We start from the raw sequence: 22212 nt of genomic DNA, 5'->3' as shown, positions 1-22212 counted from the left end.
ATTGATGACTAATTTATGACTAAGTTTGGTTTAAGAATAGATTAATTGTTTTTGATAGATAATTGACGCAGGCACTGGTCTGAGAGCATTAGAGAAATTGACAGGGTTGACGAATTGCCTGTGCCAATAACTGCCGATACTCGCGATCGCTGACAACATACGCCCCAAAGCGCTCAAGATGGGGATTTTGCAGTTGGGCATCAAACAGCAGAAAGCCGCGACGCCGCAGATGCTCCACCAGTTTCACCATCGCCACTTTCGAGCCGTCGGGGATGCGATAGAACATGGACTCGCCGATAAATGCGCCGCCAATCACAATACCGAGAATGCCCCCTGCCAGTTCATCGCCCTGCCACGTTTCAAAACTTACTGCCCAACCTGTGCCGTAAAGCAGATGGTACACATCCTTAAGACGGGGTGTTATCCATGTACTCGGGCGATCGGCACACCCCTCAACCACAGCAGCAAAGTCCCGGTTAATCGCAACTTGAAAGCGATTTTGATTGAGCACTCGCTGCAAAGACTTCGGATAGCAAAACCGCTCATCGAGGGGAATCAATGCCCGCTGGCGGCTGGTGTACCACTCTAGGTGATCGCCTTCCCCCATGAGAAAGTAGCCTTCGGCATAGCCATCATCAATAAAGGTATCGCGTACCCACTCGGCCTCAGAAATCTCCATGCTGATAATCTGAACAATAGACACTTCACATTAACTCTAGTGTTGCCTATGCTACTCTCATTCTCGGCTGTCACGACAACCATTAGCCGTTACTGGCGCTGGTGTGTAGCATTGCTATTGGCCATCCTGTGGATTCTGCTCACCCCCACGGGGGCGATCGCCGAAGATTACACGAAAGAAGCCCTGATCAATATGGATTTTTCCGGGCGGGATCTGCGGGGGTCGGAATTCACAAAAGCCAACCTCTTCCACAGTAACCTCAGCCACACCAATCTTCAGGGGGTAAGCTTCTTTGGTGCCAACATGGAAACGGCTAACCTTGAAGGTGCCGATTTACGCTACGCCACATTGGACACCGCACGGCTGACCAAGGCCAATCTCACCAATGCCATCCTTGAAGGTGCCTTTGCCTTTAATACCAACTTTGACGATGCCATTATCACCGGTGCTGACTTTACCGATGTGGAACTGCGGGAAGACGCCCAACGCAAGCTCTGCAACGTTGCCAGTGGCACTAATCCCGTGACGGGGCGCAAAACATGGGAAACGCTCCACTGTGAAGACTTTGCCACTTAATCCGTCTGCGTTTGCTCAAGATGATCCCCGCGATTGTCCGTAGGACACGCTGCGCGATCGCCCGTGTCGGGAATTCTGATAAAGTATTACAAAAGTTAAGATTTATGACTAGAGTTTTTCATGAACGTTTTTATTGTTGGCGGTACGGGTACCCTAGGGCGGCAAATTGTGCGCCGCGCTTTAGATGAAGGACATCAGGTCTATTGTTTTGTCCGCAGTCCAGCCAAAGCCACGTTTCTGCGGGAATGGGGCGCCACCATTCTGCAGGGAAACCTCTGTGCTGCTGACAGTATTCTTGAGGCATTGCAGTACGCCAAGGCCTCAGTGGTCATTGATGCCTCTGCCACTCGCCCCACCGATACCCTAACCATCGAAGCAGTGGATTGGCAAGGCAAAGTCAACTTGATTCAGGCTGCCCAAGCTGCTGATATTGAGCACCTGATCTTTTTCTCGATTATGGGAGCGCAGGACTATCCCCACGTGCCCCTGATGCAAATCAAACACTGTACCGAAGACTTCTTGCGCGAATCAGGGCTAAACTACACGATCCTGCGTCCCTGTGGCTTCTTTCAGGGCTTGATTGGCCAATATGCGATCCCGATTCTGGAAAATCAATCCATTTGGGTTTTGGGAGAGTCCACCGCCATTGCCTACATGGATACTCAGGACGTGGCCAAATTTGCCGTGCGTGCCATTGATCGGCCTGCCACCTATGGCAAAACCTTTGATCTAGCGGGCACCCGCGCTTGGACAGCCGATGAAATTATTAAGCTATGTGAAAATCTCTCAGGGCAGGAGGCAAAAATTACTCGCTTGCCCATTGGGGTTTTGCGAGCCGCACGGCAGGCCACCCAGTGGTTTCAGTGGACATGGAACATTAGCGATCGCCTTGCCTTTACGGAAGTGATTGCCAGTGGTCAAGTCTTCAATGCCCCGATGGAGGAAGTCTATCGCACCTTTGACCTCGATCCCAGCGAAACCCTGACCCTTGAGGCCTATTTACAGGACTATTTCACCCGAATTCTGCGTAAACTCAAAGAATTGGATTACGAAAAAGCCAAACAGAAAAAATCTGGACGCAAAAAACGCAGTCCCTTTAAGTCCACCCCCTAGGAGTTGCTGTGAAGGCGGGGATCATCTACAACGAAGGCAAACCCCTTGCGGTCGAATTGGCTACCCATGTCCGTCAAATCTTAGAGCTTCAGGGCTGGGAAGTGCACATGGCCACGGGGATTGGTGGCATTCTTGGCTATTCCCGTCCCGATAGTCCCGTCTGCCATACCCCCATTGATCAACTGGTGCCCCCCGGCTTTGATGCTTCCATGGCCTTTGCGGTTGTTCTTGGCGGCGATGGCACTGTGCTTTCTGCCTTTCGCCAGTTGGCTCCCTGTGAGATTCCGCTGCTCACCATCAACACCGGCCACTTGGGCTTTCTCACCGAGGGCTATGTCGCCGATTTAGAACCTGCCCTTGATCAAGTGCTGCGCGGCGACTACACGATTGAAGATCGCACGATGCTCACGGTTCAAGTTCTCCGCGATCAAACCGTTATTTGGGAAGCCCTCTCCCTCAATGAAATGGTGATCCACAAAGAACCCCTGACGGGAATGTGCCACTTTGAAGTGGATGTGGGTGCCCATGCCCGCGTGGATATTGCTGCTGATGGCTTGATTCTCTCCACCCCCACCGGTTCTACGGCCTATGCCCTCTCGGCGGGTGGCCCTGTGATTACCCCCGGTGTGGCGGCTTTACAATTGGTGCCCATTTGTCCCCACTCTTTAGCCTCCCGTGCCCTTGTCTTTGCCAACAGCGAACCGGTGTGGATCTATCCGGCGAACCCCTTCAAGCACCTCATTCTGGTGGTGGATGGCAATGCGGGCTGCTACATTCAGCCGGAGGATCAAGTTTTTGTACAACGTGCCCCCTACCGTGCCCGCTTCATTCGCCTGCGTGCGCCAGAATTCTTCCATGTGCTGCGGCAAAAACTGGGCTGGGGACTGCCCCATGTGGCCAAACCACGCCCCAAGAATAGTCAAGAATAGTCCAAATCCCTGGGGCAAATGGTCTCGAAGGAACCCCCGATGACGACAGCAGCCGAACGGATTCAACAACTGCGGCACCTGCTTCAGCGGGCGAGCTACGCCTACTATGCCCTCGATCAGCCGATCATGGAAGATGAAGTCTATGACCAGCTCTATCGCGAACTGCAGGAACTCGAAGCGGCTCATCCTGAGTACATCACCCCCGACAGCCCTACCCAGCGGGTCGGCGAAGCTCCCGTCAGTCAATTTGAGAGTGTCAGCCATCGCATTCCCCTCTATAGCCTCGAAAATGCCTTTACCTTTGCCGATATGGTGGCGTGGCAGGAACGCTGGCAGCGCTATTGGCGTAGCCTACGGCAAGAGGAGCCAATTCCCCCGACGGAATATGTCTGCGAACTCAAAATGGATGGCGTGGCCCTTGCTTTGACCTATGAAAACGGGTTATTGGTGCGGGGGGCAACTCGGGGCGATGGCCAACGCGGTGAGGATATTACCAGCAATGTGCGCACGATTCGCACCATTCCCCTGCGGCTAGCCATCGAGAACCCACCCCCAATCGTTGAAGTTCGTGGGGAAGCTTTTTTGCCTTTGGCGCGATTCCATCAACTCAACCAAGAACGCCAAGCCCAAGGAGAAGCTCCCTTTGCTAATCCCCGTAATGCCGCCGCTGGTACTCTCCGTCAACTGGATCCGCGCATTGTTGCCCAACGCCAACTGGACTTCTTTGCCTATGCGCTGCATTTACCTGAAGGGGGTAGCGTTCCTTGGGATGAGAACCAAGCAGGGGAACCCCAATCGCAGCGGCAAGTGCTCAATGCGCTGCAACGCCTTGGCTTTCGGGTCAATCCCCACAATGCCGACTGCCCTGACCTAGAGGCGGTGAAAGCCTACTACGACCACTGGCAAACCGCCCGCCACCAACTGCCTTATCTGACCGATGGCATTGTGGTCAAGCTCAATGATTTAACGCTGCAACAGACCCTTGGGTTTACGCAAAAGTTTCCCCGCGGCTGTGTTGCTTGGAAGTACGAACCAGAGCAGGCCATTACTGATGTGGTGGCCATTACCATTCAAGTGGGACGCACGGGTGCGCTCACCCCAGTCGCTGAACTGGTGCCAGTGCAATTAGCGGGTACCACGGTATCACGGGCAACGCTGCACAATGCAGACTACATTGCCGAATTGGATTTGCACATTGGCGATAAGGTGGTGATCCACAAAGCCGGCGAAATCATTCCAGAGATTGTGCGGGTCTTTCCCGAATTGCGATCGCCAACGGCTCAACCCTTTACGATGCCCACCGTGTGTCCTGAATGTCATCAGCCGGTGGTGCGCCCTGCCAACGAAGCGGTGAGTCGCTGTGTCAATCCGCGGTGTCCGGCGATCGTGCGCGGCCAAATCCTCCACTGGGCAAGTCGGGATGCCTTGGATATTCAAGGGTTAGGGGAAAAGCTAGTACAGCAATTGGTGGCCAAGGAGTTGGTGCACACCCCGGCGGATCTCTATCGCCTGACGGCAGCACAACTGTTGCGCCTCGAGCGCATGGGTCAAAAGTCCGCTGCTAAATTGTTGCAGGCGATCGCCGACTCGAAAGAACAACCGTGGCCACGGGTGCTCTATGGCCTAGGCATCCGCCATGTGGGGAGTGTCAATGCCCAAGTGCTTGCCGATCAATTCAAGTCTGTTGAGGAGCTGGCCGCTGCTACCGTCGCCGATCTGTGTGGGGTCTATGGCATTGGTCAGGAAATTGCCCAAGCGGTTCACGAGTGGTTCCAAGACCCAGCGCACCAAACCCTCATTGCTGATCTCAAAGCCTTGGGGCTACAACTGGCGGCGGCGATCGCCACTGCACCAACGACTGGACAATCCCTTGCGGGCAAACGTTTTGTGATTACAGGCACCCTGCCCAGCCTCACCCGTGAAGCAGCCAAAACGCTGATCCAGCAATATGGCGGTCAAGTGAGTGAGAGTGTCAGTCGGCAAACGGATTATCTAGTGGTGGGCGAAAAAGCGGGGAGTAAACTGCGACGCGCTCAAGAATTGGGCATCCCCTGCATCAATGAAACAGAACTTATAGAAATGTGTCGTTAGACAAAAAATCAGTGGGAGTGCGGAGCCACGACCCTGAAAAATCTTTTAGCCTAAAAAGTGTGGCTGCTCAGTACCTAACGTTCAAGCACAATAGGGGGCAATTCGCTGATCTATGGTTTCTGTCACGCCGTCTCGACCTACTGGGAGTGCCAATGCTATGACCCGTGCTCAGGACTATCAGCATCAGTTACACCAAACTCATCCGATGCGCACCAATCACTATAGCTTGCGGGACTATCTGCAATTTGATCGCCAACGGGGCAGCATTACCGACTGGTATGATCAGCGGATCGCTCTAGCGACAGAAGACTTTGTCATTGGCCTAGTGGAAGGTCTCGAAGAGGAAGTTGGCCCTGCCTCTGCCCTCGTCATGTACAAAATTGGCGAAGAGTGGGGCAAACGCGATGCGGTTGTCTTTAAGCAACACTTTGAGCAGGAGTACCAGCGCGAACTACGCAAGGCCACCTTGACATTTATCCTCGAGGCTTGGTGGTGGCCCTTGACAACCCTAGGCTGGGGCAACTGGGAAGTGGATCTCACGGAGCAAAAGAATGGTTTTATGTTCATCAATATCTTTGACTCCGTGGTGGCGCGCACCCTTGGGGATGTGGGTAAGCCCGTCTGCTACATCTATGCCGGTCTGTTTGCGGGCTTCTTTACGGGATTGATTCAAAAGCCCCTGAGTTGTATCGAGTTGCAGTGCTATGCCATGGGGGAAACCTACTGTAAGTTTCTCGTCGGTAAACAGGATCGCATTGATGCTGCTGCCTTCTGGCAAAACGAAGGAGCCACGGCACGGGATATTGAAAAACGCCTGCGCCAAGGGGAGTTGGTGAAACGATAAGCCACAAGCGAGTGTGTTCATTTATTTTCTAGCGAGGGTTGCCCTATGTTCCGTCAGTTGAATCACTTAACTGTTGTTGCCGATGGTCGCTATGCCCGGGCCGAGGAATTAGATTTTCTGCGGGAGTACTTGGCCTCGGTGGAGAGTCGCATCAGTGCCTACGAAAAAATCCGCACTGAGGCGGAAATGATGGCGGATAAAATTCAATCCATGCAAAAGGCAGAAAATCCCCGCTGCTTCCATTTCATCAATGGCGATCGCTCAGAAATTTGCCGTCGTGATTTAGTGGATACCATTCGTCTGTGTGCCTCGGCCATGCTTTTTGCGGAGTTGGACTTGCTGCGGGATAATTTCTTACTTTGGTACCGCACCATTGTCAAATCCTTTAACTACGAAGCAACTGCCTCCTCCACCTATGGCAAGTACCTGCCGAATATGATAAAGCAACTGCTCACGCCCGAAGAACAACGGGTGATGCAGCCTGTCCTTGCCCTCGGCAGTTCAATTTTGTCAGAATAGAGTTGTTGTGGGGTGGGACTGATGCTGCGTCAACTAGAAAAACTCAGCCTTGAGGCCGATGGCCGCTATGCCAGTGCCAAGGAACTGGAATTTCTCAGAAATTATCTAGCGGCAGCGGAGCAGCGCATTCGTGCCTACGAAAAAATCCGCGATGCTGAAGAGAAAATCCTAGATCAGGTGGAGCAGCAACTGCGCGCCAAAAGTCCCCATATTTTCCGTAAGGGCAATCACGACTATTCCGCCGTGTGTCGGCGCGATCGCAAGCATGTACTACGCCTAGCGGCAGCGGCGATGTTATTTGCCGATTTGGATGCCCTGCGGGATGGCTTCTTGCTGTGGTACCGCACGATCATTAAGGCCTTCAAGGATGAGAAGGTGGCACAAGTAACGTACCAAGTCCTGCCCCAAGTGGTCAATCAAGTGCTCTCGGGTGAGGAAACACCGTTAATGCAGCCTGTGATGGCACTGACCCAGTCCATCCTAGGGGAATAGACTCACCCCACTCAGCAGTGTGGCAAAAATGCGCTAGCCTAGAAGCACCGATTGCACGGGGCAATTTATCACTCCTGCGATCGCCTTTGGCGTACCATTGGTATTCGCCGCTATAGTATTACTAAGATTCATTGGGATACACAAAGGCATGACCATATCGGCGCAATTGCTGCAACGGGCAGATTTGATCGGTACACAGGTAATTACCCGTGATACTGGTCGGAAGTTAGGCGTCATTAATCAAGTTTGGGTCGATATTGACCAGCGGCAAGTGGTGGCCTTGGGGGTACGCAATACCCTCTTTACAGGGGAGCAACGCTACATTCTTCTCGACAGTATTCGCCAAATTGGCGATGTCATTCTCGTTGAGCACGATGATGATGTCACCGAAGCTCTCAATACCTACAACTACAGCACACTGATTGATAGTGAGATTGTCACCGAAACCGGTGAAGTGCTGGGTAAGGTACGGGGCTTTAAGTTTGATCCTGAAACGGGCGACATTACGGATTTGATTTTAGCTTCCATTGGCTTGCCTTGGATTCCGGCGCAACTGATTAGCACCTACGAGTTGCCCATTGAGGAAATTGTCAGCACCGGCCCTGATCGCATTATTGTCTTTGAAGGGGCAGAAACCCGCCTGCGGCAATTAACAGTGGGTCTCTTAGAACGGGTCGGCTTGGGGGCACCCCCTTGGGAAAGCGACGAGGACGAGTACTATCAGCCCGTTACGCCGAGCAGTAATCAATTGCCCTCCGGAGCGCGATCGCCCGTCTATCCCCCCCAACGCAGCCGCAGTGATTACGAAGCCGATTGGGAAACCGCTCCCCGGCGTCGGCGTCGCCAGCCTGAGTATGTGGAGTATGAGGAGGAGTATGAGTATGAAGAGCGTCCCCGCTCGCGTCAAGTTAAACCTCCAGCTCAAGCCATGCCCGTAGAACTGCCGGAATCGGAACCCACTGCCGATCCTTGGGAAGAGCAACAACCGATTCGCCTTGAGCAGCGGCAGAAGCAAGAGGAATACGATCACGAATAGTCGGGAATAGTCCACGATGGCCTATGTCCCACTGGCCACGGTACTTCAGCAATGGCAGCAGGCTCCTGAATGGCAGCAGCCGCAGCGGTTCTTGCGTCTCTTGGAGCAGTGGCCGCAGCTCGTGGGGGCGGTCGTCGCTGAGCACGCTGTTCCTGTGGAACTCACCAGTCAAGGGGTTTTGCATGTGGCCGTTGCCAGTAGTACTTGGGCGCACCATCTGATGTTCTCGCGATCGCCCCTCATGGTCAAAATTCAGCAGACCCTTGGCATTGTCCTCAGCGATATTCGCTTTTCCAATCGGGACTGGCACCCCCAACGCTCGGCGATCGCTAGCCATGAGGCCTTACCGAAAGTCGGGCATCTTCCCAATGTGACACCTGCCGCCACTCCCCAAGAGGCTTTTCAACGATGGCAAGCCCAAGTGCGTCAGCGATCGCGAGACTATCCCCTCTGCCCCCGCTGTCAGTGCCCTACACCCATCAAAGAATTGCAGCGCTGGGGACTCTGTGGCCTGTGTTATATGCGGCCAGCCTAGATGCCAGAGCCGTTGAGAAACTCCTCAATGGGGCGATCGCTGAGGCGGCAGGCTTGACCTTGGGAGGCTTGCAAATGTCCTTGCGCCAGAGCAGGCACCTTTTCCTGCTGTTGCAGTGTTTGCACCTGTTTCTCTAGGAGTTCAATGCGATCCAAGAGATAGCGAATTGCTTCGGCCTCAGAGTCTGGCAGTTGACCGTGTTCCAAGGGGGCAATTTTGGCACCTGCACGATAGACAATTCGCCCGGGAATCCCCACCACGGTACAATCCGAGGGCACATCCCGCAGCACCACAGACCCCGCGCCAATGCGCACATTGTCCCCAATCGTGAGGTTGCCCAACACCTTTGCCCCAGCACCGACAACCACATTTTCACCGAGGGTAGGGTGCCGCTTTCCCGTTTCTTTACCGGTACCGCCGAGGGTCACTCCCTGATAAATCAAACAGTAATTGCCCACAATCGCAGTCTCGCCAATGACGACCCCCATGCCGTGATCAATGAAAACGCCCTTGCCAATCGTGGCGCCGGGGTGAATTTCAATCCCCGTCAGCAGGCGAGCAATGTGAGAAATAAAGCGGGGGATAAAGGGAATACCCCGCCGCCAAAGCCAGTGGCTCAACCGATGGAGAACAATGGCCTGAAGTCCGGGATAGCAAAAAACAACCTCTAACCAATTGCGGGCAGCGGGATCCCGCTCAAAGATAATTTGGAAATCTGCTTTGAGGGTGCTGAGCACACGCGGCTCCTTGGCAGTGATGCAACCTAAACAGCAGTTTTGATCTTAGCGGATTTTGCCAAGGTCTAAGAGGCTTCAGGAGGCCACCAAAGGGGACGGTTGGGATCGCCGAGTGCGCTGTAGGCCATATTCGAGGGCTTCGGCAACCGCTTGGTAGGAGGCTTCAATGATATTGGCAGAGACACCCACTGTTGCCCAGCGATCGCGCCCATTACTGGATTCCACCAGCACCCGTGTTTTGGCTGCCGTGCCGGCATGGCCATCTAAAATCCGCACCTTGTAGTCCGTGAGGTGAAACTCGGCAATCTCTGGATAGAAGGACATCAAGGCCTTGCGCAGCGCCTGATCCAATGCCGAGACAGGACCATTGCCCTCTGCCGCCGTGAGCATCTCCTCCCCATTGACTTCAACTTTGACCGTGGCCAGAGACTGGCTGCGAATCGTGGCCTCCAGTTGACGTGAATCGGTGCGGCAAAAGACATCAAAGCCCTTGAGGGTAAAGGGTCGCTGGCGTTGCCCTAGAACCTCCTGAATCAGGAGTTCAAAACTCGCTTCCGCCGCTTCAAATTGATAGCCTTCGCTTTCGAGATGCTTAATCCGCTCCAAAATTGTCCGACTCAGGGGATGCTGCCGATCCAACTCAAAGCCAAGTTCACTGGTTTTCGCCAAAATATTGCTGATGCCCGCCTGCTCAGAAATAATAATGCGCCGTTGATTGCCCACCCAATGCGGCTCAATATGCTCGTAGGTACGGGGGTTGCGCTGCACGGCACTGACGTGAATTCCCCCCTTATGGGCAAAGGCCGACAGCCCCACGTAGGGCGCGTGATCATCGGGGGCAAGGTTGACAATTTCACTCACGTGGCGGCTCACTTCTGTGAGGGTTGCCAACTGCTCTGGGGTGACACAGTCATAGCCCAGTTTCAATTGCAGATTGGGAATCAGGGTGCACAGATTGGCATTGCCGCAGCGTTCGCCATAGCCATTGATCGTTCCCTGCACCATTCGCACCCCCGCTTGAACCGCCGCAAGGGCATTGGCTACGGCTGTGCCAGCATCGTTGTGGGTGTGAATGCCCAAGCAGTCCAAGGCACCAAAATGCGCCACCACCTCGGCGACCACTGCCTGAATTTGATGGGGCAGACAACCGCCATTGGTATCGCAGAGAACTAACCAATCGGCACCCGCCGCTAAAGCGGTTTCAAGAGTTTGTAGCGCATAGTCGGGGTTGGCAAAGTAACCGTCAAACCAATGCTCGGCATCGTAGATCACCCGTCGCCCATGGGATTTCAAGAACTGAATGGAATCGGCAATCATGGCGCAGTTTTCGGCCAAGGTGGTCTTGAGGCCGTCGGTGACATGCAGATCCCAAGATTTGCCAAAGAGTGTCACCCAGCGGGTACCGGCCGCTAGAATCGGCTCAAACATTGGCTCTTCTGCGGCCTTGCGGCCGGGGCGACGAGTAGCACAAAAAGCAACGATTTCTGCCTGTTGGAGGGGCGTTTCCTGCAACTGCCAAAAAAACTGTACGTCCTTGGGATTGGCGCCCGGCCAGCCCCCCTCAATAAAAGGAATCCCTAGGCGATCCAGTTGACGAGCAATCCGCAGTTTATCTTCGAGGGAGAGGGAAAGACCTTCCCGCTGGGCACCATCACGCAGGGTGGTATCGTACAGCCAAATTTTCACTGTGCTGACTCTCCCTTGGGACGCTCATAGTCATTGGCGTAGGCTTGCAGCAAAGAACTGACTTGGGAAAAGACCTCTTTGCCGGAGGTTTTGCCGATGGCCGATCGCTCCGGATGAAATTGTGGCCGTGCCATGCTGCGGTTAATGGCCTCTTGGACTTGGGCGCGAATCAGATCCATGAGTTCCTCTTCAGCCCGCTGGCGTTGATACTGTGCGCCCTCTTCGGTTGTGGCGTAGAGCGGGGGAAGGCGGTTGAGGGCGTAGGCGGCAATATCTCCCAAATCAAGGGCGCATTCTTGCTCTGCTTCAATGGCGGCAATGCGGGTAATTGCCTCGGTGAGCACCAATTCTTCCATAACGTTGATAAATTGCTTGCGGGGAACCGCCACCACTTGCCCCGTCAAGAGAGCACCCATAAGGCGATCCAACGCCATATAGTCTTCCACGGAGAGTTCGGTGGCTTTGTCGCAAATGCGTCCGACTTCTGCCTCCTGCGTTGGTGTGAGATAACCATTGCGCAGTGCTTGTTCAACAATCTCTTGAATCCCCATACGTGTTTCCGCTGTAATTGCTGTAGGGGCACTCCCCCACTCAAATTTAGTATATGCCGAGGAACTGCCAAGGGCAGGGGCAATTTTGCACTGTAGGTAGTCCATATTTTAGAAAAAGGCGGTAACGCTAAGATAACGATGAGAACTGTTGCAAAGAACTGCCAAATCCTACGAAATCTTCATACCTGTATAGCCAAGTGGTAAAATTGTCGTAGGAAATAATTAAAGGCTAGCAGTCGCCCACATCATTCTCATTTCTTCTTCTGTTGCAGCCTATGGTTGTTTGGTTGTCATCTTTTTTACATACCGTAGAGCCATTACTAGTACCAATTTGTTTTTGTGTTGCTTGGCTGCTGCTGGCAATCATGGCGTGGAATGTGTGGCAATTCACCCAAGAAGGGCTGGCGATCGCCCGCCGCTTACATCAAATTCCCTGTTCTCGCTGTCGTTTCTTTTCAGGAGACTATCGCCTCAAGTGTTCACTACATCCCGATTGGGCAGCAACGGAAGCCGCCATTCAATGTCCCGATTATCATTTTGAATAGAGGACTGAGAGACCGAATTTATTCCTACAGGGAGTTGGAAGAGGGGTCACCTTGTTACCACAGTATCCACAATTGGTCATCTCCACAGAGGCCAGCACCTATATCGTCCCTCTTACCCAAGGCAATTCATGGGTGATTGGTCGAGGTAAAGACTGCACAATTGTTTTAGCGGATCGCTGGTCTTCCCGTCGCCATGCCATGATTCAGCGTCTGGATAATGATGATTATTATCTCATTGATTTGGGGAGTCGTAATGGCTGTGTGCTAAATGGTCAAATGATTCAGGTGCCGACGCTCCTCAAAACGGGCGATCGCTTTATTATCGGCAAAACAACCCTTGAATTTCGTACCGATGAGGCTGTCTCCACCACCCCGCCGGATGCTCCTCTTGCCCTTCAACCCACCATTCTCATCATTCAACCCCCCGGCATTCAAGTACAAATTTGGCAAGAATTGCTGCGTAGTCAGGGGTTAGAAGTTATCGTTGAATCGGGGCAAATCAATAGCCGCCGCATTATTAGTGATTTTGTGACCGTGATGCAGCGCAACCCTGACCTGTTGCTCCTTGATTCGCAACTGGAAACCCCGGATATTGGTAACCTTTTGAATTGGATCAAGGCAACCTATCCCAAGCTGCGCAGTTTCATTATTGACCGCTACGACAACCACATTTCCCCCATGCAGCGACAATGGGCAGTAGAACATGGGGCAATTGATTGGCTGCCCGCACTGCCCGATGAAAATCTCACCATGTTTGGGGCAGAAATTGCGGCTCAATTACGGCGCATTCTCAAGGCCTTGGGACGCAACAAACTAGAGCAAGACAAGCTCGCAGTGGCTCTCTTGAATCTGCAATTGGCGACCAATGATGATTTGCCCTCCCAGTTGCTCAGTGAGTATGTCAATCGTCCGCCCTTTCCCCCTGAATAGTTGGCAGTTGATCCACCTGAAAATACTGGTGAAAGCGCTCAGTGACTTGGAGGATGTAGGAGCGACTTTGGCTATCCCGCCGCCGCTGAATAAACCCAAGGGTGAGGAGTTCTTGAATGTGTTGGTAGGCACTGGATCCCCGCAGTTCAATCACCTCTGCTTGGCGCATGGGGCCACGAAAAGCAATCAGGGCTAATGTGCGCTGTGCCGCAACCCCCAATTCAACGGGGACAAGGGACTGAACCAATTCTTGAAAGGCGGGCTTGAGTTGCAGGCTGTATCTATCGTCAATTTGGACAATTTCAAGGGCCGTTTGGCGATGGGCATAGTCGTTGAGTAGCTCAATCAGTGCCAGTTCAACGGCCTCAGGAGCAGTGGCGGCGAGGGTTGCTAGTTCAGAAAGGGTGAGGGGCTGCGCCTTCAGGTAGAGAATGGCCTCCACCCGCATCGTTAATGTACGCAGGTCAGTGTCCCTTTGCATAGCTATTGCCAGCGGAACAGGGCAGCTCCCCAAGTTAACCCCGCACCAAAGCCAGCGGTGGCAATTAAGTCTCCGGGTTGAATATGCCCCTGTTGAATCGGAGCCGTCAGGGCAAGGGGAATTGAGGCGGCTGAGGTATTGCCACACTGCCCCACATTGCTAATCACCTTTTCCTGAGGAATGCCCAAACGCTGGGCAACCGCGTCAAGAATGCGTTGGTTTGCCTGATGCAGCACCAGCCAATCAATGTCCTCAGCCGTACAGGCAGCGCGGTGGAGAGCTTTTTCAATCACTTCGGGAACTTGGGTGACGGCAAAGCGATAAACTTCACGGCCATTCATGGCAATGGGGGCAAAGCCCCCTTGGGCGATCGCCAGCTGCTCCCCTAGAGATTGAGGGGTTCCGGCAAAGGCAAGGGTGAGGTGCTCATTGAGACGGCCATCACTGCGCAGCTCAAAGCTCAAAAGCTGATCCACGTCACTCGCTTGCAACACCATTGCGCCGGCGCCATCGCCAAAGAGAATGCAGGTGCGGCGATCGCCCCAATCCACCCAGCGCGACAGAATATCACCACCAATGACCAAGGCACTGCGGTAGGCACCGGTGCGCAAATACTGAGCCGCCGTAACCAAGGCAAAAAGGAAGCCAGAACAGGCAGCCGTTAAGTCAAAAGCCACGGCATTTAGCGCACCAATGCGAGTTTGCACCAAGCAGGCGGTGCCAAAGAGATCATCGGGCGTAGAGGTAGCCAAGATGATTAAATCGACTGCTGTGGGTTCTAGGCCGGCCATCTGTAGGGCTGCGCCTGCCGCTTCGCTGGCCAAATCCACAAGGCGCTGGTCAGGAGCTGCCACGTGCCGTTCTTGAATGCCGGTACGGGATTGAATCCACTCATCAGACGTATCCACAAGGGCACTGAGGTGGGCATTGGTCAAGCATTGACGGGGGATTGCCGCGCCCACGCCGCTAAATTTAACGCCCTGCACAGCCACTAAGCCTGATCCTCAACGGCAACGGCATGCTGGTAACAAGCTTGAATCCGCTCTGAAACGCGATGATCCACCGCTTCTTTGGCCAAGCGAATGGCATTAAAAATCGAAGGTGCTTGGGAACTGCCATGGCTAATGATGCAGATGCCATCCACACCCAAGAGGAGGCCACCGCCATGTTCGGCATGATCAATGCGCTGTTTAATTTTGCGGAGATTGGGACGCAGCAGCGCCGTACCCAGTTGCCCGCGCCAGCCCCGAGGTAGCTCTTCGCGGAGAATTTGGACGAGGACACTACCCAAGGATTCAGCAAATTTAAGCAGAACATTGCCAACAAAGCCATCACAGACCACGACATCAAATTGTCCCGACAGGACATCGCGGCCTTCGGCATTGCCCAAAAAGGAGATTTGGCGATTTTGCCGCAGCAGTTGATGTGCCTTTAGGGCCAGATCATTGCCTTTGCAGTCCTCTTCGCCAATATTAAGCAAGCCCACCTTGGGATCTTCGACATCCAAGACGTACTGGCTGTAGATCGAACCCATGACCGCAAATTGCTCAAGGTATTTCGGGCGGCAGTCCACATTGGCACCGACATCGAGGACAAGAACGGATTTGCCGGGGATGAGGGTGGGTAAGACGGCACCAATGGCGGGGCGATCAATGCCAGGGAGTCGACCCAAGCGCAATAGCGCCGCAGCCATCGCTGCCCCTGAGTGACCAGCGGAAACAACCGCATCAGCCGCACCCGCTTTGACCAGATCCATCGCCACGTTAATTGAGGCCTTGGGTTTCTTTTTCAGGGCGCTCAGGGGTTCTTCCCCCATTTCCACAACATCACTCGCTTCGACAATTTGGGTCTTGGCTGTGGGGGCATGTTCATTGAGGTAGCGCTGAATGGGCACCGGATCACCCACAAGGAGGATATCGGCGTCTAATTCTTCACTGGCTCTGAGGGCACCGGCAACAATCTCATCGGGAGCATAGTCACCCCCCATGGCATCCACAGCAATCCGTGCACGAGTCATTGGCTGAACTCTTACGAGAAAATCCTTCAGAATTTTAGCAGATGACAGCCCTTTTCCTAAGAATGGCCAACAGCCAACACCGTCGGAATCAGTGTAGGACAGCCTTGGATGCAACTTCTAGGGATGGAACCCTAGATCAGTGCCTGTGCCGTTGTGGACATGGGCCAGTTGTTCATACTTACGGGCATGCTGACGTAGATCGGCGGCCTCAGTGTCACTCACTTCCCGCACCACCTTAGCGGGAATGCCCACAACCAAAGAGCGGGGGGGGACATCTTTGCTCACCACTGCCCCTGCACCGACAATACTGCCCGCTCCAACTCGAACGCCATTGAGAATCACGGCGCCAATGCCAATTAAGCAGCCATCTTCCACGGTTGCGCCATGAATCACCGCGCGATGCCCAACCGTCACCTCTTCCCCAAGGATCGTGGGTTGTCCCGGATCACCATGGAGGATGACGCCATCTTGAACATTGGTGTGGGCACCAATCTCGATGTACGCCACGTCACCGCGTAAAACAGCGCCATACCAAATGCTACAGCCTTCACCCAAGCGGACATCGCCAACAAGGGTGGCATTGGGGGCAATAAAGGCAGCGCGATCGCTGGCAACGGGGGGCCAAAAAGCACTAGGGGCAGTGATTACCATGGTTGATTCCAAGCATCAAAAAGCTAAACGACAGTTGCCAAATTGCGGGTAGGCCTGAAATGGGCTTACGGATTCGGGGTTGCTGGTGTCGTGGGTGCCGGTGAGGGTGTGACGGCTTCGGCGGTGGGGGGCACGGCTTCCTCGCGGGGGGGACGGCGTTCGGGCACTGGTAGATGGAAAAAGATCGCAGCCATGACGGCTAAGCTAGCAGCGCCAATCCCCAAGGGCATCAGTTGTTTGCGCAAAGGCACAGCAGGGGCGATCGCCTGCCGGGGGAGGGAATGGAATGTTGGTATCAGGGTAGGCAGTGTTTGGCTATCACTACAGAGTTGATCCAATGCCTCCACTAAATCCGCTAGCTGCAACCAAGTGAGCTGCACTTCTAGGGTTTCACCAGCGCCATTCTGGGCAGGGGTATCGGCATTTTCTGTAGGCGAGCCTTGCAATAGCTGGCGGGGAATATGCAGCACTACCTGATTAGAGGCCTGAATCTCGACCTGAATCGGGTACTGGGGCGATCGCCGTAACTTAACACCACTCAACCACGTTTGCGCTGCTGCAGGCACACTATTGAGCAATGCCACAAGGAATTCTTTCCCGCCCTTGACCCGCTGATTCTGGCCAATAATCTCCCACTCGCAGAGGGTGACAATATCCAACTGCTCTGCGCCGGCTTGACCACTCAGCCCTTCAATTCGCAGTGTGCAATTGGGCAATGAATACTGGCGTTGCAGCAGCATTAACTTACTTCCCCATCAAATAAACTAAACCAAAGGCGTTCCATGCCCTTTGTGCCTGCACAGAGCAGAAGTTGTGCCAACAGCTTTAGACCCAACTCATTGAGGGCTTGGTTATTTTTGTAGAGAAAGAGACCCGATCGCTGGAGGTTCATGCGTTTGCGAAAATGGCGGCGAAAGCGGTCTAAATACTCCGCCAAGGGGGCATAGGTTTCCGGGGGCAAATTTTGCGCCTGCAATTGATCCAACACCAAAAGTAAATGCCGCAGGATTGCCGTCTGCCGCCGCGCCACTTGCACAACCACTGCGGTGAGTGCCTTTGTTTCCGCTAAGGGCAAGGGGGTACGCTGGGTAATTTGGCGAAAGGGATTGGTGCAGCGAATTTGCCAAAATACGACCCGATTGGGGATCATCACTTGCAGTTGCAGATCTCGCAGCACTTGCAACATCAACTCAGAGGCATGCAAATCAACGCACTCTAGGGCAAGCAACAATAAGTCTAATTGCCAACGTGCCCGCCGAGGACACACACTCACCCCTTGGGGGTCGGGCAGTGCTGCCAACATCGGAGGTAATAGCTCAACTTCAGGGGATTCGATTGTTGCTGGCATTGAGTTTGCCGTTTCCATACTCTCTAGAGTGCTCACTATACAGCAATAATGACAGGACTCATGGTGAAATAGGCCTAAACGATCTTAGCCGTTTCTCCACTGACGACTGCCGCCTCTTTTTATATGTTGCCCACTGCGCTGATTTTTCGAAAAGCAGGCTAGACTTGAGGAGAACCACATGATTGTGAGGTTGCAATGAGTCAAGAGATTCCCCCCCCAGAAGCTTATGTGGTGCTTGGACTCGCTCATTGTTTTGTGCAGGTGGAGGGAAAACTCCAGCCCGTAGAGGTGATTGAGCCGATTCCCTCAGCGGCGTTGGAAGCCTTGCTCCATGGCTTGCCCACTTCTTATAGTGAAGCCCATGCCCTCACCTATGGTACAGCCCAAGATCCGCAGCAAGTGCAGCAGCAGTTTCCCCCCAGTGCCCATCTGTGTGATGACTATGGCGATCGCCTTGCAGCAGCCGCACGCACCTACATTGCCCGTCCCCAAAGTACCCGCCATATTCCCCTTGGCGAGACTTACCGCAACTTTAATACCTCCACAGAACGCAAACGGGTGCTCAACTCCGAGCGTATCGTTACCGCTGCCGACAATGTCAAACAACACGCCTACACCCACCAAGTCCTCTAACAAGTTGTCCTGATTCACGAAAGGAATGACCATGGTCAGTGAAGTGCAGCCCATCCCCGCAGCATCCCTTGACACGCCCCTAGAAAATGCGGTTGAGATTATTGAAACGGTGATTTCTAGTCTCCATCAGGGGGGCGCCCCCCTCGTTGGCCAAACGGACAGTGGCAAAATTTGGATGTTTCGCTATGGCAGTGCCGAGGTCTTTGTGCAGTTGAGTGGCCATACGGCGGAAGACTTTCTCACCATTTGGTCACCGGTACTGCCTCTGCCCGTAGCGGATGAATTGGCACTCTATCGTAAGCTCCTGACGTTGAACTGGCTCACCACCCTCGAGGCACACTTTGCCATTGCTGAAGACCAAGTCCAAGTCGTGGCTACCCGCACCCTAGGGGGGATTACTGCGGGTGAAATTTCCCGCCTAATTACGATTGTGGCGACACTCGCTGATGACTATGATGACGCCCTCAGGGCTGAGTTTAAGAGCTAATGAGGGCTTTCATATCCCGTACGGCTTGCACCATGCCCACAAGAACAGCGCGGCTGATAATCGTGTGGCCAATATTGAGTTCTTCAATGCCTTCAAGGCGGGCGATCGCCCCCACATTGGTGTAGGTCAGGCCATGGCCTGCATTCACCCGCAAGCCTAAGGATTTTGCCTGTTGGACACCATGAGCTAAAATTGCTAACTCTTGTTGTTGCGCCGCTTCCCCCTTGGCTTCGGCATAGCGACCGGTGTGCAGTTCAATAAATTGAGCCGTGGTTTTAGCGGCGGCTTCCAGTTGGGTCGGATCCGCGTCAATGAATAAACTCACAGGAATTCCTGCGCCTTGCAACGTTTGCACCACTTGGGTCAAGGGTTGCCGCTGACCCACCACATCTAGTCCCCCTTCGGTGGTGACTTCTTCGCGCCGCTCAGGTACCAACGTCACGTAATCTGGCCGAATGTCAAGGGCGATCGCCACCATTTCGGAAGTGGCAGCCATCTCTAGGTTCAAATGGGTGCGTACCGTTTGCCGCAGCAGGCGCACATCCCGCTCTTGAATATGGCGACGATCTTCCCGCAGATGTACGGTAATGCCATCAGCTCCCCCCAGTTCTGCCAAAACGGCTGCGGCTACGGGATCGGGTTCAACTGTGCGCCGCGCTTGGCGAATCGTTGCTACATGATCAATGTTGACCCCTAGGGTTGCCACTGCGATCGCTCCTTGTCGGAATAGAAGCCCAACCTTTCGGATAATACACCAAGGCAAGGTGCCATGTCGGTTGTCCGCGCTGGCCGTTTGCAACCTTTTGAGCCAGCCGATAGACTAACCCCCTAGGAGAGACAGGACAGTGGCTGATGACTTGGCGAGTACCCCGACGGCGGACTTTTGGCTGGTTTTATCCATGGCGAGGCGTGGATTGGCTGCTGTTAGGGGCTGTTTGGGCAACCACGGTCATTGGGGCGGTCTTCATCCACAGTAGTCAACTACACCTAGAGGAAAACGATAGTCTCCAGCATTTATTGGTGGGGGGGATGGGTACGATGCTTGCCCTGATCCTTGCCCGCGTTCCGGAATCGGTCTTTATGGGCAGTCATTGGGTCATCTACGGCCTGAGCTGTGCCCTGCTGCTAGCGGTTGATCTCGTGGGGGTCGAGGCCAAGGGAGCAGAGCGCTGGTTGGCGATTGGCGGCTTTAACCTGCAACCCTCGGAGTTTGCCAAAATCTCCCTCATTCTTACCCAAGCGGCACTGTTGCACCGCATTTCAGGCCACTCTCTGAAGGGCATTCTCAGTGTCTTTGCAGCCACCGCCCCCCCCTTTTTCCTAGTTTTGACGCAGCCGGATTTGGGCACGTCTCTTGTTTTCATTGCCATTACATTGACAATGCTCTACTGGGCGAATACCCCCGGCAGCTGGATTGTCTTGATGCTTTCCCCTTTGGTGGCAGCGATTCTCGTTGCCCTGCCTCTGCCCTACCAACTGAACCTGATCCTCTGGTTGGTGTGGACACTGGCGATGGCCGTCGTTGCATGGCGGAGCTTGCCCTTGGGCTGGGTCGGTGGCTTGGGGGGGCTGGTGCTCAATCTCGGCGGGGCTGGCTTGGGGCAGCTGCTTTGGAGCGTGCTCAAGGACTATCAAAAAACCCGTATTCTCATGTTTCTTGACCCCGACAAGGATCCCCTTGGGGCTGGCTACCACTTGATTCAATCGCGGATTGCCATTGGTGCTGGTGGGCTATGGGGGCGGGGCATTTTTCAAGGCACCCAGACCCAGTTGGGATTTATTCCCGAACAGCATACAGACTTTATTTTTTCAGCGATCGCTGAGGAGACGGGCTTCATTGGCAGTTTAGTTCTCCTATGCCTTTTTTGGTTAATCGGTTTGCGCTTATTGCAAATTGCCAATAGTGCCGGTCATGACTTTGGCTCGTTGCTGGCGATCGGTCTATTTGCCATGATCCTGTTTCAAGTGGTGGTGAATATTGGCATGACCATTGGTCTGCTCCCCGTGACAGGAATGCCGTTACCGCTGGTGAGTTATGGCCGCTCAGCCCTGCTGGCGACCTATCTTGGCTTAGGGATGGTGCTCTCCGTGGCGAATCATCGCCCGCGATCGCGCTACTAACCGAGGCGCTAGCGTCCTAGTTTATTCGGAATGCCCTCACAGCCACCGGGAATCGTTTCACGGGAACGGCTACCACTCCAAGCACAGCAATAGTAGCGTTGTTCTTCGGAGAGGTTCTTGACATTGGTAAAGTTGACATCCTCGACCACTGCACCTGTCTGCGCCCCAGTGCGAAAGTTGGGAGGATGCAGGCGATCGCGGGGGCTGGCCTGATCAGCGGTGCCATAAAAGAAGCGAACCCGACTGAGATCGGCATTGGTGAAATCCGCCCCCTGCAAAATCGCCCCTGCTAGGTTGGCTCGCGTCAAATTACAGTTGCGAAAGAGGGTGCCTGTGAGATTGGCATCACTCAATTCGGTCCAGCGCAAATCGGTACCACTGAGATCAGCGCCCGCTAGCATGCTGCCAAGGTTAATCACCCGCACACCATACTCAATGTCTTCCTCATAGCCACCCAGCCCATCAAAAATCGCCCGTCCCAGTCGGCGATCGCGCTTCAGCGGCGAGAGTAACTTTGCGCCTGACAAAAAGCGAATGATTTTGGCCTTGCCTTCGGCATCGAGTCCCCCCAAGATGGCGGCAGTGCGTCCCTCGGCGATCGCCCGCTCCGGCGGCCAATCCTCCAATAACCCCTCATCGTCAAGAATGAGATCGGCAATCCCTTGGAAATAACTGTCAATCGTTTGCTGTTGGGTAATGCGGTTTTGTTGCGTCGTCAAATCCCGCGAGATCACGTATTGTCGCCAAGCCACATAGGCGGCCAAGAGCGCCACCAAAATCTGTCCCAAAGCACCGAAGCCCTCCGCCAGTGCCCCCACCGCATCCCAATTCGTACCTTGAAAGCGTCCTCGAATCCAGTCCATGGCGCCAGTCATGGCAATGAGTGCCACCACCGTCAAACTCAGGCCCAGTGAGGCCAAAATGAACTGCCGTTGCTGTTCCGTGAGATCTTCAGTAAACCAGTGATAGGTCGAAGTCCAGACCAAGGGGAAACTCAGTCCCCCCAGCACCAAAGCAGCCACCACACCCACCGCATCCCAATCGAGTCCCCAAGCCAGCAAGACAGTGACCATGGCGATCGGCATCAACACCGAACGCAGAGACTGCCAACCCGTGCGCCAACGATTACGAGCGGCTAACACTTTACTGAGACGCAAAGCAGCCGCCGTTTGGTTGTCACGGAGGGTCATTTTGTCTTCGCCCATCAGGAT

26 protein-coding genes are annotated in these 22212 nt (G+C 54.1%); 14 read left to right on the top strand and 12 right to left on the bottom strand.

Annotated elements, in window-relative coordinates; all coding sequences use genetic code 11:
• Nucleotides 1-88: 88 nt before the first annotated feature.
• Nucleotides 89-679, bottom strand: a complete 591-nt coding sequence (gene aat / locus RHH27_RS05645; RefSeq protein ID WP_206201435.1) for a leucyl/phenylalanyl-tRNA--protein transferase — start codon at nucleotides 677-679, stop codon at nucleotides 89-91.
• Nucleotides 680-727: 48 nt separating this feature from the next.
• Between aat and RHH27_RS05640 the strand changes: the two genes are divergently transcribed.
• The 9 genes from RHH27_RS05640 (at nucleotide 728) to RHH27_RS05600 (ending at nucleotide 8814) form a co-directional block, all read left to right on the top strand.
• On the top strand, nucleotides 728-1255 hold the full coding sequence (locus tag RHH27_RS05640; RefSeq protein ID WP_302679067.1) for a pentapeptide repeat-containing protein: 528 nt from the start codon (nucleotides 728-730) through the stop codon (nucleotides 1253-1255).
• 120 nt (nucleotides 1256-1375) lie between these two features.
• Nucleotides 1376-2368 (top strand): NAD(P)H-binding protein, encoded by a 993-nt coding sequence (locus RHH27_RS05635; protein WP_149817603.1) that lies wholly within the window; start codon nucleotides 1376-1378, stop codon nucleotides 2366-2368.
• 8 nt (nucleotides 2369-2376) lie between these two features.
• The gene (locus RHH27_RS05630; RefSeq protein WP_206201433.1) at nucleotides 2377-3297 is read left to right on the top strand and encodes an NAD(+) kinase; all 921 of its coding nucleotides are present in this window, start codon (nucleotides 2377-2379) and stop codon (nucleotides 3295-3297) included.
• 18 nt (nucleotides 3298-3315) lie between these two features.
• Entirely contained in the window at nucleotides 3316-5388 is a 2073-nt protein-coding gene (gene ligA / locus RHH27_RS05625; protein ID WP_315862902.1) for an NAD-dependent DNA ligase LigA, read from the top strand.
• A gap of 157 nt (nucleotides 5389-5545) precedes the next feature.
• Nucleotides 5546-6232, top strand: a complete 687-nt coding sequence (locus tag RHH27_RS05620) for a V4R domain-containing protein (RefSeq protein ID WP_302679065.1) — start codon at nucleotides 5546-5548, stop codon at nucleotides 6230-6232.
• A gap of 45 nt (nucleotides 6233-6277) precedes the next feature.
• On the top strand, nucleotides 6278-6751 hold the full coding sequence (locus RHH27_RS05615) for an allophycocyanin (RefSeq protein ID WP_302676524.1): 474 nt from the start codon (nucleotides 6278-6280) through the stop codon (nucleotides 6749-6751).
• Between the two features lie 21 nt (nucleotides 6752-6772).
• On the top strand, nucleotides 6773-7243 hold the full coding sequence (locus tag RHH27_RS05610; RefSeq protein ID WP_302676525.1) for an allophycocyanin: 471 nt from the start codon (nucleotides 6773-6775) through the stop codon (nucleotides 7241-7243).
• Nucleotides 7244-7391: 148 nt separating this feature from the next.
• On the top strand, nucleotides 7392-8279 hold the full coding sequence (locus RHH27_RS05605) for a PRC-barrel domain-containing protein (protein ID WP_297050936.1): 888 nt from the start codon (nucleotides 7392-7394) through the stop codon (nucleotides 8277-8279).
• Between the two features lie 16 nt (nucleotides 8280-8295).
• Nucleotides 8296-8814, top strand: a complete 519-nt coding sequence (locus RHH27_RS05600) for a DUF721 domain-containing protein (RefSeq protein ID WP_302679064.1) — start codon at nucleotides 8296-8298, stop codon at nucleotides 8812-8814.
• Here RHH27_RS05600 and cysE read toward each other — a convergent pair.
• From cysE to RHH27_RS05585, 3 genes are all read right to left on the bottom strand, one after another.
• Entirely contained in the window at nucleotides 8811-9551 is a 741-nt protein-coding gene (gene cysE, locus RHH27_RS05595; protein ID WP_149817618.1) for a serine O-acetyltransferase, read from the bottom strand. The genes RHH27_RS05600 and cysE overlap by 4 nt on opposite strands.
• Before the next feature lie 75 nt (nucleotides 9552-9626).
• On the bottom strand, nucleotides 9627-11237 hold the full coding sequence (cimA, locus tag RHH27_RS05590) for a citramalate synthase (RefSeq protein ID WP_206201427.1): 1611 nt from the start codon (nucleotides 11235-11237) through the stop codon (nucleotides 9627-9629).
• Nucleotides 11234-11788 carry a late competence development ComFB family protein gene (locus tag RHH27_RS05585; protein WP_206201625.1) on the bottom strand — a complete coding sequence of 185 codons (555 nt, stop codon included), beginning with the start codon at nucleotides 11786-11788 and terminating at the stop codon, nucleotides 11234-11236. The genes cimA and RHH27_RS05585 overlap by 4 nt, the downstream gene beginning before the upstream one ends.
• Nucleotides 11789-12153: 365 nt before the next feature.
• Here RHH27_RS05585 and RHH27_RS05580 point away from each other — a divergent pair, with 365 nt between their 5' ends.
• Together RHH27_RS05580 and RHH27_RS05575 are read left to right on the top strand one after the other, a co-directional pair.
• On the top strand, nucleotides 12154-12333 hold the full coding sequence (locus RHH27_RS05580) for a hypothetical protein (protein ID WP_302679063.1): 180 nt from the start codon (nucleotides 12154-12156) through the stop codon (nucleotides 12331-12333).
• A gap of 51 nt (nucleotides 12334-12384) precedes the next feature.
• On the top strand, nucleotides 12385-13263 hold the full coding sequence (locus RHH27_RS05575) for an FHA domain-containing protein (protein WP_225901666.1): 879 nt from the start codon (nucleotides 12385-12387) through the stop codon (nucleotides 13261-13263).
• Here RHH27_RS05575 and scpB read toward each other — a convergent pair.
• The 6 genes from scpB to RHH27_RS05545 all read right to left on the bottom strand — a co-directional run bounded on the left by scpB (nucleotide 13235) and on the right by RHH27_RS05545 (nucleotide 17760).
• Complete coding sequence (gene scpB, locus RHH27_RS05570) at nucleotides 13235-13744, bottom strand: SMC-Scp complex subunit ScpB (protein WP_206201425.1); 510 nt, start codon at nucleotides 13742-13744, stop codon at nucleotides 13235-13237. The genes RHH27_RS05575 and scpB overlap by 29 nt on opposite strands.
• A 2-nt stretch (nucleotides 13745-13746) precedes the next feature.
• A complete protein-coding gene (locus RHH27_RS05565; RefSeq protein WP_302679062.1) occupies nucleotides 13747-14736 on the bottom strand; it encodes a beta-ketoacyl-ACP synthase III in 990 nt (329 codons plus the stop codon).
• Nucleotides 14736-15761, bottom strand: coding sequence for a phosphate acyltransferase PlsX (plsX, locus tag RHH27_RS05560; protein ID WP_302679061.1), 1026 nt, complete (start codon nucleotides 15759-15761; stop codon nucleotides 14736-14738). Before plsX ends, RHH27_RS05565 begins: the two co-directional genes overlap by 1 nt.
• Before the next feature lie 117 nt (nucleotides 15762-15878).
• Nucleotides 15879-16412 (bottom strand): gamma carbonic anhydrase family protein, encoded by a 534-nt coding sequence (locus tag RHH27_RS05555; RefSeq protein ID WP_302676532.1) that lies wholly within the window; start codon nucleotides 16410-16412, stop codon nucleotides 15879-15881.
• A gap of 65 nt (nucleotides 16413-16477) precedes the next feature.
• Entirely contained in the window at nucleotides 16478-17152 is a 675-nt protein-coding gene (locus RHH27_RS05550) for a DUF4335 domain-containing protein (protein WP_206201421.1), read from the bottom strand.
• The gene (locus RHH27_RS05545) at nucleotides 17152-17760 is read right to left on the bottom strand and encodes a DUF3038 domain-containing protein (protein ID WP_225901665.1); all 609 of its coding nucleotides are present in this window, start codon (nucleotides 17758-17760) and stop codon (nucleotides 17152-17154) included. The genes RHH27_RS05550 and RHH27_RS05545 overlap by 1 nt, the downstream gene beginning before the upstream one ends.
• Before the next feature lie 195 nt (nucleotides 17761-17955).
• Here RHH27_RS05545 and RHH27_RS05540 point away from each other — a divergent pair, with 195 nt between their 5' ends.
• Entirely contained in the window at nucleotides 17956-18393 is a 438-nt protein-coding gene (locus RHH27_RS05540; protein ID WP_206201420.1) for a hypothetical protein, read from the top strand.
• A gap of 25 nt (nucleotides 18394-18418) precedes the next feature.
• Nucleotides 18419-18880, top strand: a complete 462-nt coding sequence (locus RHH27_RS05535; RefSeq protein WP_206201419.1) for a YbjN domain-containing protein — start codon at nucleotides 18419-18421, stop codon at nucleotides 18878-18880.
• Here RHH27_RS05535 and RHH27_RS05530 read toward each other — a convergent pair.
• Nucleotides 18870-19586 (bottom strand): pyridoxine 5'-phosphate synthase, encoded by a 717-nt coding sequence (locus RHH27_RS05530; protein WP_302679060.1) that lies wholly within the window; start codon nucleotides 19584-19586, stop codon nucleotides 18870-18872. The two genes, RHH27_RS05535 and RHH27_RS05530, sit on opposite strands and share 11 nt — an antisense overlap.
• 146 nt (nucleotides 19587-19732) lie before the next feature.
• On the opposite strand from RHH27_RS05530, the gene rodA reads away from it, so the two are divergent.
• Nucleotides 19733-21001: a rod shape-determining protein RodA gene (rodA, locus tag RHH27_RS05525; protein WP_206201417.1), complete on the top strand. Its 1269-nt coding sequence runs from the start codon at nucleotides 19733-19735 to the stop codon at nucleotides 20999-21001.
• Nucleotides 21002-21009: 8 nt separating this feature from the next.
• On the opposite strand, the gene RHH27_RS05520 is transcribed toward rodA, so the two are convergent.
• A complete protein-coding gene (locus tag RHH27_RS05520) occupies nucleotides 21010-22206 on the bottom strand; it encodes a pentapeptide repeat-containing protein (RefSeq protein WP_302676536.1) in 1197 nt (398 codons plus the stop codon).
• Nucleotides 22207-22212: the final 6 nt, after the last annotated feature.

The organism is Thermosynechococcus sp. PP555, from assembly GCF_031583225.1.
Lineage (GTDB): Bacteria > Cyanobacteriota > Cyanobacteriia > Thermosynechococcales > Thermosynechococcaceae > Thermosynechococcus.
Note: the sequence above shows the minus strand (reverse complement) of the source record. Positions and strands in the feature narration are given on the sequence as shown.

What these genes read in the sequence shown, in the direction of transcription:
- aat (WP_206201435.1), bottom strand. Translation starts at nt 679, where the DNA reads ATGGAGATTTCTGAGGCCGAGTGGGTACGCGATACCTTTATTGATGAT.
- RHH27_RS05640 (WP_302679067.1), top strand. Translation starts at nt 728, where the DNA reads ATGCTACTCTCATTCTCGGCTGTCACGACAACCATTAGCCGTTACTGG.
- RHH27_RS05635 (WP_149817603.1), top strand. Translation starts at nt 1,376, where the DNA reads ATGAACGTTTTTATTGTTGGCGGTACGGGTACCCTAGGGCGGCAAATT.
- ligA (WP_315862902.1), top strand. Translation starts at nt 3,316, where the DNA reads ATGGTCTCGAAGGAACCCCCGATGACGACAGCAGCCGAACGGATTCAA.
- RHH27_RS05620 (WP_302679065.1), top strand. Translation starts at nt 5,546, where the DNA reads ATGACCCGTGCTCAGGACTATCAGCATCAGTTACACCAAACTCATCCG.
- RHH27_RS05615 (WP_302676524.1), top strand. Translation starts at nt 6,278, where the DNA reads ATGTTCCGTCAGTTGAATCACTTAACTGTTGTTGCCGATGGTCGCTAT.
- RHH27_RS05610 (WP_302676525.1), top strand. Translation starts at nt 6,773, where the DNA reads ATGCTGCGTCAACTAGAAAAACTCAGCCTTGAGGCCGATGGCCGCTAT.
- RHH27_RS05605 (WP_297050936.1), top strand. Translation starts at nt 7,392, where the DNA reads ATGACCATATCGGCGCAATTGCTGCAACGGGCAGATTTGATCGGTACA.
- RHH27_RS05600 (WP_302679064.1), top strand. Translation starts at nt 8,296, where the DNA reads ATGGCCTATGTCCCACTGGCCACGGTACTTCAGCAATGGCAGCAGGCT.
- RHH27_RS05585 (WP_206201625.1), bottom strand. Translation starts at nt 11,788, where the DNA reads ATGGGGATTCAAGAGATTGTTGAACAAGCACTGCGCAATGGTTATCTC.
- RHH27_RS05580 (WP_302679063.1), top strand. Translation starts at nt 12,154, where the DNA reads ATGGCGTGGAATGTGTGGCAATTCACCCAAGAAGGGCTGGCGATCGCC.
- scpB (WP_206201425.1), bottom strand. Translation starts at nt 13,744, where the DNA reads ATGCAAAGGGACACTGACCTGCGTACATTAACGATGCGGGTGGAGGCC.
- plsX (WP_302679061.1), bottom strand. Translation starts at nt 15,761, where the DNA reads ATGACTCGTGCACGGATTGCTGTGGATGCCATGGGGGGTGACTATGCT.
- RHH27_RS05555 (WP_302676532.1), bottom strand. Translation starts at nt 16,412, where the DNA reads ATGGTAATCACTGCCCCTAGTGCTTTTTGGCCCCCCGTTGCCAGCGAT.
- RHH27_RS05550 (WP_206201421.1), bottom strand. Translation starts at nt 17,152, where the DNA reads ATGCTGCTGCAACGCCAGTATTCATTGCCCAATTGCACACTGCGAATT.
- RHH27_RS05545 (WP_225901665.1), bottom strand. Translation starts at nt 17,760, where the DNA reads ATGCCAGCAACAATCGAATCCCCTGAAGTTGAGCTATTACCTCCGATG.
- RHH27_RS05540 (WP_206201420.1), top strand. Translation starts at nt 17,956, where the DNA reads ATGAGTCAAGAGATTCCCCCCCCAGAAGCTTATGTGGTGCTTGGACTC.
- RHH27_RS05535 (WP_206201419.1), top strand. Translation starts at nt 18,419, where the DNA reads ATGACCATGGTCAGTGAAGTGCAGCCCATCCCCGCAGCATCCCTTGAC.
- rodA (WP_206201417.1), top strand. Translation starts at nt 19,733, where the DNA reads ATGACTTGGCGAGTACCCCGACGGCGGACTTTTGGCTGGTTTTATCCA.
- RHH27_RS05520 (WP_302676536.1), bottom strand. Translation starts at nt 22,206, where the DNA reads ATGGGCGAAGACAAAATGACCCTCCGTGACAACCAAACGGCGGCTGCT.